Annotated in this window: 8 protein-coding genes; 1 reads left to right on the forward strand and 7 read right to left on the reverse strand. The window is 48.6% G+C overall.

Going from position 1 to position 15,056, the window contains the following annotated elements:
* Positions 1-91: 91 nt before the first annotated feature.
* The 7 genes from PTQ21_RS30640 to PTQ21_RS30670 form a co-directional block, all read right to left on the reverse strand.
* Complete coding sequence (locus PTQ21_RS30640; protein ID WP_274568335.1) at positions 92-2,314, reverse strand: glycoside hydrolase family 88/105 protein; 2,223 nt, start codon at positions 2,312-2,314, stop codon at positions 92-94.
* Between the two features lie 11 nt (positions 2,315-2,325).
* Complete coding sequence (locus tag PTQ21_RS30645; protein WP_269054062.1) at positions 2,326-3,147, reverse strand: polysaccharide deacetylase family protein; 822 nt, start codon at positions 3,145-3,147, stop codon at positions 2,326-2,328.
* Positions 3,148-3,348: 201 nt separating this feature from the next.
* The gene (locus tag PTQ21_RS30650) at positions 3,349-6,699 is read right to left on the reverse strand and encodes a glycosyl hydrolase (RefSeq protein ID WP_274568340.1); all 3,351 of its coding nucleotides are present in this window, start codon (positions 6,697-6,699) and stop codon (positions 3,349-3,351) included.
* A gap of 239 nt (positions 6,700-6,938) precedes the next feature.
* Positions 6,939-8,444: an extracellular solute-binding protein gene (locus PTQ21_RS30655; RefSeq protein WP_274568342.1), complete on the reverse strand. Its 1,506-nt coding sequence runs from the start codon at positions 8,442-8,444 to the stop codon at positions 6,939-6,941.
* A gap of 18 nt (positions 8,445-8,462) precedes the next feature.
* On the reverse strand, positions 8,463-9,350 hold the full coding sequence (locus PTQ21_RS30660; RefSeq protein WP_024632531.1) for a carbohydrate ABC transporter permease: 888 nt from the start codon (positions 9,348-9,350) through the stop codon (positions 8,463-8,465).
* 39 nt (positions 9,351-9,389) lie between these two features.
* A complete protein-coding gene (locus PTQ21_RS30665) occupies positions 9,390-10,319 on the reverse strand; it encodes an ABC transporter permease (RefSeq protein WP_274570590.1) in 930 nt (309 codons plus the stop codon).
* A gap of 331 nt (positions 10,320-10,650) precedes the next feature.
* Positions 10,651-12,954, reverse strand: a complete 2,304-nt coding sequence (locus tag PTQ21_RS30670) for an AraC family transcriptional regulator (RefSeq protein ID WP_274568350.1) — start codon at positions 12,952-12,954, stop codon at positions 10,651-10,653.
* Positions 12,955-13,283: 329 nt separating this feature from the next.
* On the opposite strand from PTQ21_RS30670, the gene PTQ21_RS30675 reads away from it, so the two are divergent.
* On the forward strand, positions 13,284-14,639 hold the full coding sequence (locus PTQ21_RS30675) for a dipeptidase (RefSeq protein ID WP_063566686.1): 1,356 nt from the start codon (positions 13,284-13,286) through the stop codon (positions 14,637-14,639).
* The last annotated feature ends 417 nt before the right edge of the window (positions 14,640-15,056 follow it).

Genomic DNA, 15,056 nt, shown 5'->3' on the forward strand with positions numbered 1-15,056 from the left:
ATAATTGTGGCAATAGAACAATAATAAGACTATTTAGGCAATTAAGTTGCCTAAATAGTCTTATTTCACTTCATATGGACTTAATCAAACATCAGCGCTGCACGGCTGTAACCGAAGAATCGATAGACGCCTCGCAGAGCTGCTGGTTCATTTTATACGCCTCAATCCCGGCCAGAAGCACAATGCCGATACCGTGCGTATCGTTCAGAATCCATCCCAAATCGTCCCGGTAATAAAGTGCGGTAAAGGAGTAACCAGAACCCCGACATACACCGTAGACGTTGCCTTTATAATCAATGGACAGATGGGTCATGCCCTCCCATCCTTTGCGCACCGCATCCAGGTAGGCCTCTGGCTGCTCCAGCCAGCCTTCACGAATACCGCGGGCATAAGCGTAGATGAACATCGACGTGCAGGAGGTTTCCTCATATGAATCCGGGCGGTTCAGCACCTGATGCCAGAGACCATTTTCACCTTGCAGCGCCAGATACCCCTGACATAAATCCCGGTAGAAGCTCAGCAGTTCTGGCCGTTTGACGTGATCACTTGGCAGAATCGACAGTAGTTCGGTTAGCGAAAACAGAACCCATCCATTTCCGCGTCCCCATGGTATGCCCGTCGCCCGTCCACGCACAAAATCATACACATGGGACATGATCTGTTGCTCGGGAATATACAGATATTTGCGGAACATCAGGAACTGGTTGATTGCATCCTCCCAATAAGAAGTATCTCCCGTCAACTGACCGTACCGCATCAGAAAAGGTGTGCTCATATACAGATCATCACACCACATCGTTTCCTGGCGCATCTCCCCGCTGCCACGAACACGGTAAAAGGCCCCGTCTTCCAGACGTTCCTGTTCATCCGTAATATAGCCCGCAATACGATCTGCGGTATCCCTGCCTCCACGAATGTCGCCGAGTTCCATCGCTGCCAGCAAAGTAGATCCAAACGAACCGCAATCATCCAGACTGTCGATTGCAGACAGCTGATTATTAATTCCCGCGGCGCCGTACCCTTCCCGATCCCACAGACCATAACGGTCAAACGATGTACTCAGGCCGATATGGTCCCGCACATACTGAACATAGTCGTCACGTCCCAACTCCTGTCCAATCTGAAGAAGACCAAGGAGGGTAACACCGAGTGGATAATTCCATTTGCCATAATGGGTATTTTCCAAATAGGGACGGACACTCGTTTCAGGAAGATCTACATGCCAGTACACGCCCTGGGCTCCATCATCAAATACGGTATCTGTGACCACGATGTCTTGGGGAGATGGTTCAGAGCCTGGGGAAAATGCACCCGTATACAGCCACGCATCGGGACATCCTGCAACCGGATGAGGTGGTCTTAATCTCCATCCTTTTGCAGTGGAATCCTTCGCATCGTCCAGTGTGAATCCCCACAACTCGCTCCCAGCCTTGGTTTCACCCTTTGCTACCAGATCAGATGGACCGTAGCGGCAAGGCAGTTCAATGCGGTAATTGCCGCTTTGCCCAGCGGAATATATCTCCTTGCCATCAACGTACAGGGTGAGAGCACCTTCATGTTTTCCTTGCAAAAGAACAGGTGACGATCCCGGTTGGATGACATCCAGTTTGGACCATGCGTACGCAACAGCAGGCTGCTCTGTCCCAAAGATTCTGGCGAAAGCTCCAGCGTTCTGTTCCCCTTCTGTCCAGTCCCTGCGCGGATACCAGGACAGGCCCGTTTCTTCTTCAGTCATGCCATCACGAGGGAGTGATGATAAAGGTTCATCGACGGGTTCCGAGTACAGCCAGCCCTCCTGTCCATGGTGGTCCACACCAGGTGTGAGGAAGTGAAGCGGAAAGTTTTTAAATGAGGCCGTTCCGTAGATCCCGCCGAATCCCACCTCTGTTTTTACAAAACAAAGCATTACATCGTTCCAGCCATATTTCACGGAAATCGGAATCTGGGTTCTGCGCTCGGGAAATAATTCCTGCAATAGCTCAGATTTGAAAATCTCTTCTCCGTTCACATAGACCGTCACCGGACTATAACAATTCAGTCCCGTATTTAACGTAGCCTCTTGCTGGCTCCACAACTTGCCCCATACGTATACGTACTGTCCTGCACGAGCCTCTTTCCACTTGGCATCCAGATTCAGATCATAACGATAATCCCCCAGTCTGCGGAAGCCTCCACGGTGGTACGCTCGGAACAAAAAGGAGTGTTTCGGATGATCCCCAATATAACGCTGTGCCACGGTAGTCAAAATATCCGGAATTGAATCATACACCTTGCCTGCAATCGCCTCGTTCTCATGAAAATAACGAATGATCATCAGCTCCCTTCCTATACCTTGATTCGTTCGGTTAGTCGCAATGTCTCGCCAGCCTTCACTTCAACCACCTGCTGATCCGCCGTAAACCAGACGGTGATCGCGGACGGATTGTGGATGATGGACCTATCTGCTGAACACTCCAGGCGTTTGACCGCTTTCCAGTAAGCAATCACTTCGATGTTCGTTGCGTACCAGATATCATCCCGGCCACCAATCTGCTCAGCAAACTGCTCTATAATCTGCCAATTGTCGTTATCATTGAATTCATAGCTGTGACCCCATACATATAACAAGAGTGGCGTACCTGTCTTCGTATGCTGGATAAATCGTTCGGCATGGGCCGCCAAATCATGGTTGTGGTGGCAGGTTGGATGCCATTCGAGCGGCCGCTCAGGCAGTGTGTACCTGCCGTGGGATTCAACCGTGCGTGCATAATCGATGCCAAGCCATTCGAGCTTGGTGCTGAGTGAACGGTCATAACCTCCATTCGGATAGGCCATACCTCGTACCGGATAACCGACAAGCTGTTCCAGCGATCTCCGATCTTCCATGATCTCTTCGGTCAGCAGCTCATCCGGGACATAGGGCAATGTGGGATGGGTGACCGTATGTACAGCCACTTCATGCCCGGCATATAACTTCGCAACTTCTGTCGTCTCAATTCGGCCAGGCTTGCTCAGGGTACCGGAATTCAGATTGAATGTGCCCCGCAGCCCATGTTGATTGAAAATTTCCACCAGTCTGCGATCATGCACCACACCATCGTCATAACTGAACGTCAAGGCCTTCATCACGCCACCTGGGTAGCGGTCAAACTGGATACGATGTCCCATCTTATTCCTCCTCCCACTTCAATTGCTTTTTTGAGGCTTTTCATTTTCCTTTCTGTATAACAGCAGATCAACGATCCAACCACTGCTTCGCTAGTACTGTATAAAAAAAACCGCTCTTCCACCTGTTACTACAAGCACATAACTCTATTTAGCTCATGTGCTATCTCTCCTTTGGGAATAAATCCGTTTATCTTGGGAGGTTTATTCTTCAGCTGATATATGACCGGCTTCCTGCAAACTGTGGCTGCCCGAGTCAAAATAAGTACCTTCCAGCAGTCCAATTAGTGTATTGGTAACTCGTACTTCAATATCGTTATCCCCTGCTCGCAGCCACGAGGCTTCTCCCGTCCAGCGATATGGAGACCAGCATCGAACGCCCAGACTGTAACCATTCACCCGTACTTCTACCACATCCTGCACCTGCCAGTTACTGAATTCCAGTTCAAAAGACGCCACCTCTTCAGCAGGCTGATCCACCCAGAAGCTTCGTTTGTAACTCATCTCTCCTGCAAAATGGGGATACAACGGCTGTGGCTCAGGCCCAATTCGGATCGACGTATCCGGCTCACGAACGAGAGAGACCATGCCTTCATGATGGAATTCCACGCCAAACCGCCCTTGTAGATACAGCGGATCAACGATACCTTCTTCATCCCTCGTGACCTCTAAGGTAACGATCATTTCATTCAGGCCACTGCGCAACAACTCAGTTATATTGCAGCCAATATTATGGTGATCGGTAATTTCAATTGGCTCAAATAGATCAGGTCCGATCGGTTGACCGTTGATTTCCATGGTCCAGTCACCTGATATCGCTGCCCTGTCCATGAATAACAGACATTCTGCCAATGCCGTTCTAAGCTCAAATGTAGTTGTATACTTGCACTGGATTGGATAGGCAACGGATGCTTTCTTCGGTGTACCAAATACCTGATTAAACTGGAGCGGCAGATGATGGTTCTCCGACAATTCAGCCGCCTGATCAATAAAGGGCTTGACTGTAACATGATTACGTTCAAAAATTACACCGTTGTCATTGGAAGCTGTTACGTTGAACTCTCCCATTCGAAGAGTGTTGGACTGCACCGTTTCCAGTCGCCATGGCCCCTCCGCAGGAAGCTGAATCGTATAGGGTGCGTTCTCAGTCTCGGTAACTAAACGATCCGCGCCAGACTTCGTCCCTGTTTGGTTCAGAGCAAAAGAATTCCCCTCTGATGCCTCTTGAGCATGTTGTAAAGTAAGCCTCACCACATGTGCTTCATAGGGAGCAAGCTTTAACGAAATGCACCATTCACCACCACTGCTGGTAAACGGCAATGATTCACGCTGTCCTGTCTCCAAATCGAGCCGTTCCGCCAGCAGACGTGTACCCGTCGAAAGATCCACATCCGTCCATAACCGCTTGGCTACCATTTTCAATTGCCCTTCAAGTTGTTGTCCTTCCTGGTTGGACAAAAAGATCATAAACTCTCCGTCCGATAATTGACGGGTCTGCATAAGCAGCGACGCACTTTCTTCTTCCATGATCCAACAGATCGGTTCGGGCAGTACCTGATCCAGCAGCAGGGAGATCAGTTCCAAGGAGAAGTCATCCCCGCGACCTGTTCCCGCAGGTAGAAAATAGGCATTTCCCTGTCCCTGCTGCCACATCAATTCGCTGCTGTCATGACCTGTTTCTCCCGTATTGCCCCAATATGCCTCGTGCGGCTGGTTACCTGCACCAAAGAACTGTGCAGCCTCATTTCCTGCAGGGCTTCCTGGCTGGATGGCTACATGCGGCGGCATACCTACCGATATAACCGTCCCCCCCTGTTCTACGAACTGCTTCACCTGCTGCCAGGCTGCCGCCTCCAGGTTCAGCATCGGCGGAAGAATCAGCACTTCATAACGTGCAACACCAATCTGAATTGTGCCCTCGGCCAGCACAGCTTCCGCTAACAACTCGGGGTCCAGATGATCATAGTCACGTCTGTTTTCGAGCAGATGCGAGGTGATCCGCATCCAATCGTTCGTGAGACGATCCAGCTTCGCCCGTTCTGCTTCGTCTTCTCCGCCATATTCGAACCCGTGTAACGGATTGCCCATCAGGCTCCAGAACGTGGTCGTTGGATCAAGCACGGCAATACGAATATCCGCAGTCCCGGTGCTCATCAGATAGCTTAAACGTCCTGTGTAATCTCCCAACTGCCGGAAGTGACGCCAATACGGGTTCTGTAAAAACTGGGACGGCGGTGCATCATGCTTGGCGAGTCCGCCGATGGTATAGAAAAAGGCGTGGAAATTAAAAAAGTTGGTGCCCATGGCTGCCATTCGGTCAATCATCCATTTGGCATCCTGTAAAGTCATCGACCAGCCCACACTGTGAAAACACTCAATCAGATTGCGGCTTCGGCCAAGCTGTCTGGCAAGCGAGCTGACCATCTTCGGATTGTCGCGCATCTTCTTGCCATACCGTTCCAGAATCCAGGATAAGGAGCGTCCGATTTTCTCATGTGCCGAATCTCCACCTGGCATATGACTGAACAACTGCGTGGTCATACGTACCCCGGGCACTTCTGCCGCATACTGAATCCCTGCCTCTTCACACCAGTCATGTACCTGTTTGTGATACGACTCCCTGAGCAGCAGATGTAGCGACTGATAATAGTCATACCTGATACGTTCTGCGTCTGGGACATCGCCATGCAGCAGAGCAGGTAGGGACTCGATCAGACTGTAACCGCAGCGTTCACTGAAATAGCCGGGAAGCTGTGGAGACCAGGGGATACGCCCAAGCGGCGCAATTTCATCGGAGAACATGCCTTTGATTACGCTTTCAAACTGTTCTCCAATTGCTTCCTTATACCGTTCGTGGGTCAGTTCAATAAAACGGCTCATCGCTTCCTTGTGACACGGGTCTACAAAGTTGCCGTAATATTTGAAATCATCCATCTCTTCTTCCTGAAATATAATCACGTCCCATTCCCCAGCGGGAGCTTTCCATGACAGGCGGAAAGCCGTTCGGTATGTAAAAAACCGCTTTCGATTATACGACGTGAGTCCTGTCTCCTGATAGACCTGATCCGTCTGGATATTGCCGATGTTATTGCGCAAATCAATGGATTCATGCCACAATCGTTTGCCCTGCGCATCCTTGGGTATTGCCTTCGCCACTAGAATTCGACCCCACGGCAACTCATGATCCACTGTATCTCCGCCATGAACACGAATCTGCTGATGCACAAGCTGGCGCTGCTTCGCCTCGGGAAAATCAAGTGTCACCTCACCGCCAGCCATCCCACTTGGATAGGGATACTCGTCATATAACCATACCTGCATACCGCAGGCAGCCGCCGCTTCCACTGCAATCCGTACCTTGTCAAACCATGCTTCGGACAGATAGGGAATCTCCAGCCCCTGACGTGGACAGATGAAAAAACCACCTACGCCCTGTGCAGACATTTCGGCTATTTGTCGTTTGATTTGCCCTTCTTCCATATCCCCATTCCAAAACCAAAAGGGATGAACCCGGTACTGCGCCTCGGGATTTTCAAATGCATCCCCGTTCCACATGTCGCTTCCTCCCTGTATGTGCAAGAGTGGTCGTCCATCTACCGATAACGTTCATTTAAGTTCAAATAGGTTTGTTTTGCATTGATTATACATCAAAATCTAAATACTGGAAGCTATAATTCACAAAAAAAGAGATGAAGATCGTTTTTTAAATAGCCTGAACTAACTAGGGATACACGGAAATGCCCGGCTGCCACCTTTGCACTACAAGAAAGGCTGCCGGGCTCTGGAACATCAATCTACTTCAGTGCAGCGTACAGCTCATTCACTTCTTTGACATAATCGTCGCCACCACTGCTTTTCCACAGTGCTACAGCATCCTGGAAACCTTTTTCATCAATTTGCCCCACGATGAATTTGATACGGGCATCATTAATGATGTTATCCAGCTGTGGTCCTTTCTGGGCATACACATCGGAAATCAGCGGTTCGCCAGGATTAGCAATGACGATTTCCTCATTGGCTTTCTGCACTTGTGCAACCTTTTCGCGAACAGGTGTCTGTTGCACACGAAGTGTTTTGTCCTCTGGAATAAACATAAGGATCTGATTCAGACCCTGTACATCTCGCAGCGCCAGTTTGTCAGTTGTCGGAATGATGTAACCCTCTTTTTTCTCATACTGCTTGCCTTCCAGACCGTTCCCCAGCAGCGCCTGCAATTCAGGTTCATTCAGCTGATCCAGGAAACTCAGTACCTTTTTCAAGTCTTCTTCCGTTTTGACACTGCTTTTGGAAATGGCAATCATGCCGGAATAGCCGGATGTTGGCATGTCACGCAAACCGTTCGGCCCCTCCATTGCCTGAAGCACATCCACATGCCCAGTTGCTGACGGATCTTTCTCCAGAATCTTCTGATCCATGCGCTGTGCGTTATCTGCTACATCCACCATTACGCCTGCTTGCCCGTTCACAAACGGATCGGACAACTTGGTTGCATCCATCACGGCAAAGTCCTTGTTGACCAGACCTTCGCTATAGATTTGACGGAAAAATTTCAAAGCTTCCATATATTCTGGAGTCTCGTGTGCCGGCATCAAACCTCTGTTACCATCCTCGCCCCACTTGTTGGGTGCACCAAACCAAATCTGCATATTATCCCAAGGACCTGTGAATTTGCTCGCCACCAGACCGTAGGTATCGTCTTTACCGTTGCCGTCTGGATCATCCTTCGTGAACGCTTTCAATACATTGTAGAACTCGTCAATGGTCTTTGGCTCTTCCAGACCAAGCTTCTCCAGCCAATCCTTGCGGATCGTGACACCGTTACGTCCGAGAGCACGTGCGCGGTAGATGCCATAGGTTTTGCCATCGATAGAAGCATTGTTAGTGATAATTTCATTCATCTTGCTGAGGTTCGGATAGTCTTTCAAATAAGGTCCAAGCTCCCAGAAAGCTCCAGTACGAGCCGCATTAATGAAACTTGGGGACTTACCCAGCACAACCATAACATCGGGCAGCTTGCCCGAAGCCAGTGTGATATTGAATTTATCCTCATAGGAGCTACTCGGTACCCATTGCAGATTCACATCCATCTTGGTCAATTCCTCAAGCTTCTGAATCACAGGACTGTTATCCGGCGGATTCTCCGCTTCAAAGTTCGGAAGCATAATCGTGATCTGATCCGTGCCACCCGCAGCTGTTCCTGAACCTGCTTTGTCCGTGGAGCAAGCTCCCAGAATCGTACTCAATACCAATGATGCAGAGAGTAGCAATGCGCCTTTTTTGAATCCCGTCTTTTGTCCCATACGTTCTCCCCCTTGGCTTTAGCCTTTAATTGAACCTAACATGACACCCTTGGCAAAATGCTTCTGCAAAAACGGATACACCAGCAAAATCGGGATGGTACCAACCACAATGACCGCCATTTTAATGGACTGCTCCGGTGGCTGTACAAAATTGGGGTCCATGTTTGCCATATCTCCGACACTGGCCTGTGAGAGCAGAACGATCTGTCTCAGCATGACTTGCAATGGCCATTTGTCACTGTCAGAAATGTACAGGAGTGCCGAGAAAAAGTTGTTCCAGTGGCCTACGGCGTAGAATAACGCAAAGGTGGCAATCACCGGTTTGGACAATGGCAGAACAATTCGCCACAGTACCCCAAGATCCGAACAGCCGTCGATGCGGGCCGCTTCCTCCAGCCCTGGCGGCATTTGTTGAAAAAAGTTTTTGACAACAATTAAGTTAAAAGCGCTGATCGCGCCAGGAAGCATGAGGGCCCAGTAGGAATCCAGAAGTCCAAGTCCACGAATGACGAGATAGGTCGGGATCATCCCGCCGCCGAACAACATGGAGAAAATCACCATGTTCATCATGACATTTCGGCCCCAGAAGTCACTTCGGGACAGTGGGTAAGCCATCGTCAGTGTGAAGAACAGATTGACCAATGTACCTGCAACCGTAACAAATATCGAAACCCCTATACTGCGGAAGATGGTGGACGAGGAAAAAATATACTCATACGCACTGAACGAAAACACCTTCGGAATAAGGAAAAAACTGCGTTCGGTAATCTCGGCTTCGGTCGCGAATGAATTTCCTATAATATACAGGAAAGGAAGGACGGTTAATATGCCCAGAATCCCCAGCATGACGTAATTGAAAATATCAAATACTCTGCCGGCAGGGCTGTTGTATAGACGGCTGTTCATGGGCGATTTCCTCCTTATCAATGGATGACGAACATGCTCTTAATAGATTCCGGGATGTCCGAATTTCTTGGCCAGTTTGTTGCTGCCCAGCACCAGAATAATTCCGACCACCGACTTGAATAACCCAACCGCGGTACTGTAACTGAATGCACCTTGCGTAATCCCGACGGTGTATACATACGTATCAAATACATCTGCCACATCACGATTCAGAGAGTTGGTCATCAGATAGATCTGTTCAAAACCGGTATCCAGGAAGTTCCCCAGCCTGAGAATGAGCAAGATAACAATGGTCGTGCGGATCGCTGGAAGCGTGATGTGCCACATGCACCGTAATCGACCTGCACCATCCACAATTGAAGCCTCATACTGCTCTGTATCCACACCTGCAAGTGCTGCGAGGAAGATAATCGTTCCCCAGCCCATCTCTTTCCACATCATCTGAACAATAATGAGCGGACGGAATGACCCCGGACTTGCCAATACATCGATCGGTTTGCCTGTGATCCAGGAAATCAGGTCATAGAGTACCCCGCCTTGCGGAGTCAGGAATACATAAGTGATACTCGCGATAATGACCATGGAAACAAAGTGAGGTACATAGACCAGCGTCTGAATCGTTCTTTTGAAGAAAGCGACCCGGATTTCATTAAGTAACAAAGCGATGATAATCGGTGCCGGGAAAAAGAATATAAGATCATATAGGGCAAGGACGAGCGTATTCCTCAGCAATCGGAAGAAGTCCGGATTGGAGAAGAAATTCGTAAAGTTCTCCATACCCACCCATTGACTGTCGCGAATGCCCAGAAAAGGCTGATAGTCCTGGAAGGCAATAACGATCCCCCACATAGGCAAGTATTTAAAAATGACAAAGTACAAAAATCCGGGAAGCACAAGCACGTACAGCCATTTATTTCGTTTGATCTGCCTCTTCCAGTTGGACTCCCGCTTCATCGGCAATGCGGCCATATCCACTTGAGCTGCTGTAGCGCCATTTCCATTCCAGTCCGTCTTCCCGTTCATAATGTCTCCCCTCCCCATTTATGTAAGCGTTATCAATCGACCTGTTATTCAGACTATACAGCTGCCTTGTTTCAGGCAACCTTCATTTTTTGCATGGTTGCGCAAAGTGGTCCGAAAGCCCGCTATAACGCCATTCCTTCTTCAATTCGGATATACTTTGGCAAAGGTTATTGCACATTTTTGCAGCATTATCCTTCTTTGTTTCCGAGGTGAAACATGAAAAACCGGAGTCCCATGAAGCGGGATTCCGGTCAATGATGAAGTCTTATGAACAGGTTTATTTACCTAGCCATCGATCCCGATACTGGCTCGGGGTTAAACCTTCCTGTTTCTTGAAAATCCGATTAAAGTAACTGTGCTGGTATCCAACAGCTCCTGCGATATCATTGATTTTCATCGTGGTCTCACGCAGCAATTGCTTCGCCGCATCCATTCGTACCCGTGTTAAATAATCAATGAAATTCATGCCCGATACTTGCTTGAATGCCTTGCTTAATGCATAAGGGGTCATCTGCTCCGCATCTGCACAGCCTTCCAGGGAAAGTTCGTTTCTATAATTCTCATCAATAAACAACATCGTACGTTCCACTACCTGCTTCAGCGGCTCCTGGGAACGCATCTCGATCTCCTGAACATATGGCAGCAATACTTCTCCGATCATCCATTTCATCATTTGTGCAGGTTCGCGAATCGTGGACAAGCGCTCATACATGTTGCAGCCACCAAACAGCTTGTAAGGCGTTACCCCGGTCTGCAGCATCATATGCTGAATACTTCCCAGCAATTGAAGCATCATCTGCTGCACCTGGAATTCGGAACTGCCCGCTTGGGTGATCTCGGTCACAAATTGCTCCAGTACACGCTCAGACTCATCCTTCTTCCCAAGCCTGATCGCCTGAAGGATCTCACGTTCCAGCCCCAGTGGATACGAGGCTTCTTCCGTTCTGCGGAAACATTGCTCATCCTCCAAATCGAGAATCTGGCTCCCGTCCTCCACGCTGCGATAAGCAACCGCCTGCTCCATCTCCATGAATAATCCCGGCAATTCCTGCGGGGAAGCAGCAGGACGACTTACGATCACCGTCACGTTCATTTTCAAAGTCTGACCTATGACCTCCACCAACTCTTGTCCCCATAATAACGCTTGTGATTTCACAGGCTCGTCGTTGGGAGCAATCACAAGCATGGCTGAAGACAGGTCGTGAAAGTTCATTACACTAATTTGACTGAAAACATTTTTGGCAACTTCTTCAATGATATTAACTGCTGCAAAGGTAACGAGCCCTGTATCCTGGCTCCCAAATCGACCCTGTAACTGGGCATAGCCCGTAAAATACATCTGAAGCAGCAAAAACTGCTGGTCTTCCACCTCAAATCCAAGATTCCTCATCCGCTGCTGAAGATCCTGCTCGTTATAGGCATACAGATGCCCCTGCACCAGTTGTAATACAAAACTGTCCCGCAAATGGGGAAGCTGCTCCTGTAATTGTCGATGGGCGGTCAGACTCTGCGAAGTCAATTCGTTCCACTGTTGTTCCAGCAGCTGGAATTCATCTAGCCTGGTATCTGTTGTCGTTTCACTCCTGCCCGGCGTCAATAAATGGAGCATCCTTGCTACGGGAGAGTATATTCTGCGTGAAGCAAACCAGGATAATACCAACCCCAGGATAAGACTGCCAGCACTCGCAATGACGATGATTTTGGATACGAGCTTCACCGGTGAGGTCACCGATGTCAGCGGAGCTGCGGAGACATACGTCCAGTCCGAATCAATCCGACTCAGTGATCCATAGGACACGGAATAGGTTTCGTCCTCATATTTGAACAGGAATGAATGGTTGTCTGCATGCAGGGCTACTTCTTCTTTTAGCTGCTGCTCAAAAGCAAGATCGGTCTTCCCTGCTACCGGATTACCGGTAACCAGTGTATTACCCTGTTTATCCATGAGGAACGTTAACCCTTCATCATAAGGAGTAAGCGTTTTCAACAAGCTGGCGACTTTCTCATTATCCAGCGTAATGATCAGCGCACCAAATGGATTAATGCTTTCACCCGGAATCTTATGTACAAGAACCAGTGCATTACCCGGATCGGTATGCAGTATACTATCATTCGTTTGAGATGCTTTATCACTGCTCTGGCTCGCAATCCAGTCTGTCCAATACACATGGTTGCCCATCGTCAGATAGCGGTTGTAGGCCTGTATTTTTGCATCATCCTTCAATTCGTTATAATCCCGGTTAAACAAAATCGGTTTCGGTTCCTGCAAATATAGCTGCGCGGATTTGATAAGCGGATGAGAGCCTTGCAATACGTACAGTGTGGTTACGATCTCCTGTGTTTCATTGAAATAATACACAAAATCCAGTGTTCGCAGCGCATTGCCAAACCTGGGTTCAAAAGCCCAATGGGACAAGGTCATCTCCAAATAAGCGAGTTGGTCGTCCACGTTTCGCGCCCGGTTCTCAATCTGGCTTTGGTGCATCTGATTAAATTCATTTTCCATCCGGCCAACGACCAATTGATACATCACGATGCCTGTGATCAGTCCGGGAATGCTGGCAATGAGCAAAATAAGCATCAGGCTGTTTCGATAAAAACGCCCTTTATGTCGTCCTGTGGTTAGCCCTGGCCAACGCGTGAGTCTACCAGAGGATCTTACCTTCCTATCTGGTTCCATCAATGCTCACCTGCTTGCTTGCGTATGCTCTGACTGTCATGGGAACTCCCTCAACTCCCCTGCTGAATGGTTTACATGAGAATATATGGATGAAATCCGTTTCTTGTATTATACGCATAATTTCCGGGGGAATGAAACGGTATGTAGCAGATCATTTTTTAACCAATGTTTTATTAACGCATCAAAATGGATTACAATAGGATAAAGCAAAACATGAAGGAGGCCTTTTAATGAAGGAACAAACTTATTTTCAAGAAAATAGAGAGAAACACCTGGCGGAATTGAACGAATGGTTGTCCATTCCAAGTATTTCAGCCATTTCGGCACATAAAGAGGATATTAACCGTGCGGCACAATGGGCTGCAGATGCACTCACTCGTGCAGGTATGGAAAATGTAGAGGTTATTCCAACAGCGGGACATCCGATTGTATATGCAGATCACCTGCATGCACCCGGCAAACCAACCGCACTGATCTATGGACACTATGATGTTCAGCCTGTCGATCCGCTTAACCTGTGGGAAACACCTCCATTCGAACCTACCGTTCGTGATGGCAAACTGTTTGCACGTGGTGCTACGGATGATAAAGGACAAATCTTCATACATATCAAGGCGGTTGAAGCTCTGCTTGCCGAAAACAAGGAACTTCCTGTTAATGTGAAATTCTGCATCGAAGGTGAAGAGGAAATCTCCAGCCCGAACCTGCCGATCTACCTGAACGACAATACAGACAAGCTGCGTGCAGATATGGTACTAATCTCGGATACGTCCCTGCTCGAAAAAGGAAAACCGGCGATCTCTACGGGTCTGCGTGGTCTTTGCTCGCTCGAAGTGGATCTGAATACAGCCAACACGGACCTGCACTCCGGTTCATTTGGAGGCGGTGTACCGAACGCACTGCACGCACTCGTATCCCTGCTCGCTTCGCTGCATGATGAGCAAGGTCGCGTGAGCGTAGATGGTTTCTATGATGGCGTTCTGCCGCTCTCTCCTGAGATGAGAGAAGAGTTCGTGAAGCAAGGCTTCAATGAAGAACAGCTTCGTCAAGACCTCGGATTGGAGCAATTGTACGGGGAAGAAGGCTACTCGTTCGTAGAGCGTATTGGCGCACGTCCAACGCTGGAACTGAATGGCGTATGGGGCGGATTCCAAGGTGAAGGCACCAAAACGGTTATTCCGAAGGAAGCTCATGCCAAAATTACATGCCGCCTTGTTGCGGATCAAGATCCACAGCAGGTGCTGGACCGTATCGAAGCACATCTGCGCGCGCACGTTCAACCTGGCGCAACGCTGCATGTGAAACAGATCGAGAAAGCCTTTGCGTTCAATACTGATCCTTCCGATCCGGTACTGCAAAAAGCAGCTGATGCCTATGAGCAAGTGTACGGCGTTCGTGCCCTGTTTACGAAAGATGGCGGCTCCATTCCGATCGTGGAGAAACTTTCACGCGTGCTTGGTATTCCGGCTGTTATGATGGGCTTCGGTTTGCCAGATGAGAACCTGCATGCACCGAATGAGCATTTCAACCTGGAGAACTTTGATAAAGGGTTGTTGACGATTGTTCAGTTTTTAAAAAGTTTGTAAAGTATAGTTCATGTGAAAAATAAGTGCTGGAAAGCGTGCAAGTGGCCGTTCCGGATACGAATCGTTCTTTCGATCGCTGTTATCGTCGGATTTTTTGGATTCCCCTTCTCAAAGGGTAAGATCCGACGATAGCATATGCTTCCGAAGTAGCTTTCTTGCAGAAAGCTTTTAGGCGAACGCTTCGCTTTTCCAGAATCGATTTCGTCCCCTTCACTACTTTGCAGCTTTTCCATGAACTTATTTTAAGACTGAGCTTACTTTACAAATGAAGGGTAGTAGTAGGGTAGGTAGATACAACAAAAAAACGACGGCCCTAGAGGTCGTCGTTTTTATTTCGAGAAAAGTGAATTCTATGCGTAAGTGAGATTTAAAATTGGATAGTAGATTAGGTATAACTTTATATGAGGTGTAAAATGA

Source organism: Paenibacillus marchantiae (genome assembly GCF_028771845.1).
GTDB classification, from domain to species: Bacteria; Bacillota; Bacilli; order Paenibacillales; family Paenibacillaceae; genus Paenibacillus; species Paenibacillus marchantiae.

What these genes read in the sequence shown, in the direction of transcription:
- PTQ21_RS30640 (WP_274568335.1), bottom strand. Translation starts at nt 2,314, where the DNA reads ATGATCATTCGTTATTTTCATGAGAACGAGGCGATTGCAGGCAAGGTG.
- PTQ21_RS30645 (WP_269054062.1), bottom strand. Translation starts at nt 3,147, where the DNA reads ATGGGACATCGTATCCAGTTTGACCGCTACCCAGGTGGCGTGATGAAG.
- PTQ21_RS30650 (WP_274568340.1), bottom strand. Translation starts at nt 6,699, where the DNA reads ATGTGGAACGGGGATGCATTTGAAAATCCCGAGGCGCAGTACCGGGTT.
- PTQ21_RS30655 (WP_274568342.1), bottom strand. Translation starts at nt 8,444, where the DNA reads ATGGGACAAAAGACGGGATTCAAAAAAGGCGCATTGCTACTCTCTGCA.
- PTQ21_RS30660 (WP_024632531.1), bottom strand. Translation starts at nt 9,350, where the DNA reads ATGAACAGCCGTCTATACAACAGCCCTGCCGGCAGAGTATTTGATATT.
- PTQ21_RS30665 (WP_274570590.1), bottom strand. Translation starts at nt 10,319, where the DNA reads ATGGCCGCATTGCCGATGAAGCGGGAGTCCAACTGGAAGAGGCAGATC.
- PTQ21_RS30670 (WP_274568350.1), bottom strand. Translation starts at nt 12,954, where the DNA reads ATGCTTATTTTGCTCATTGCCAGCATTCCCGGACTGATCACAGGCATC.
- PTQ21_RS30675 (WP_063566686.1), top strand. Translation starts at nt 13,284, where the DNA reads ATGAAGGAACAAACTTATTTTCAAGAAAATAGAGAGAAACACCTGGCG.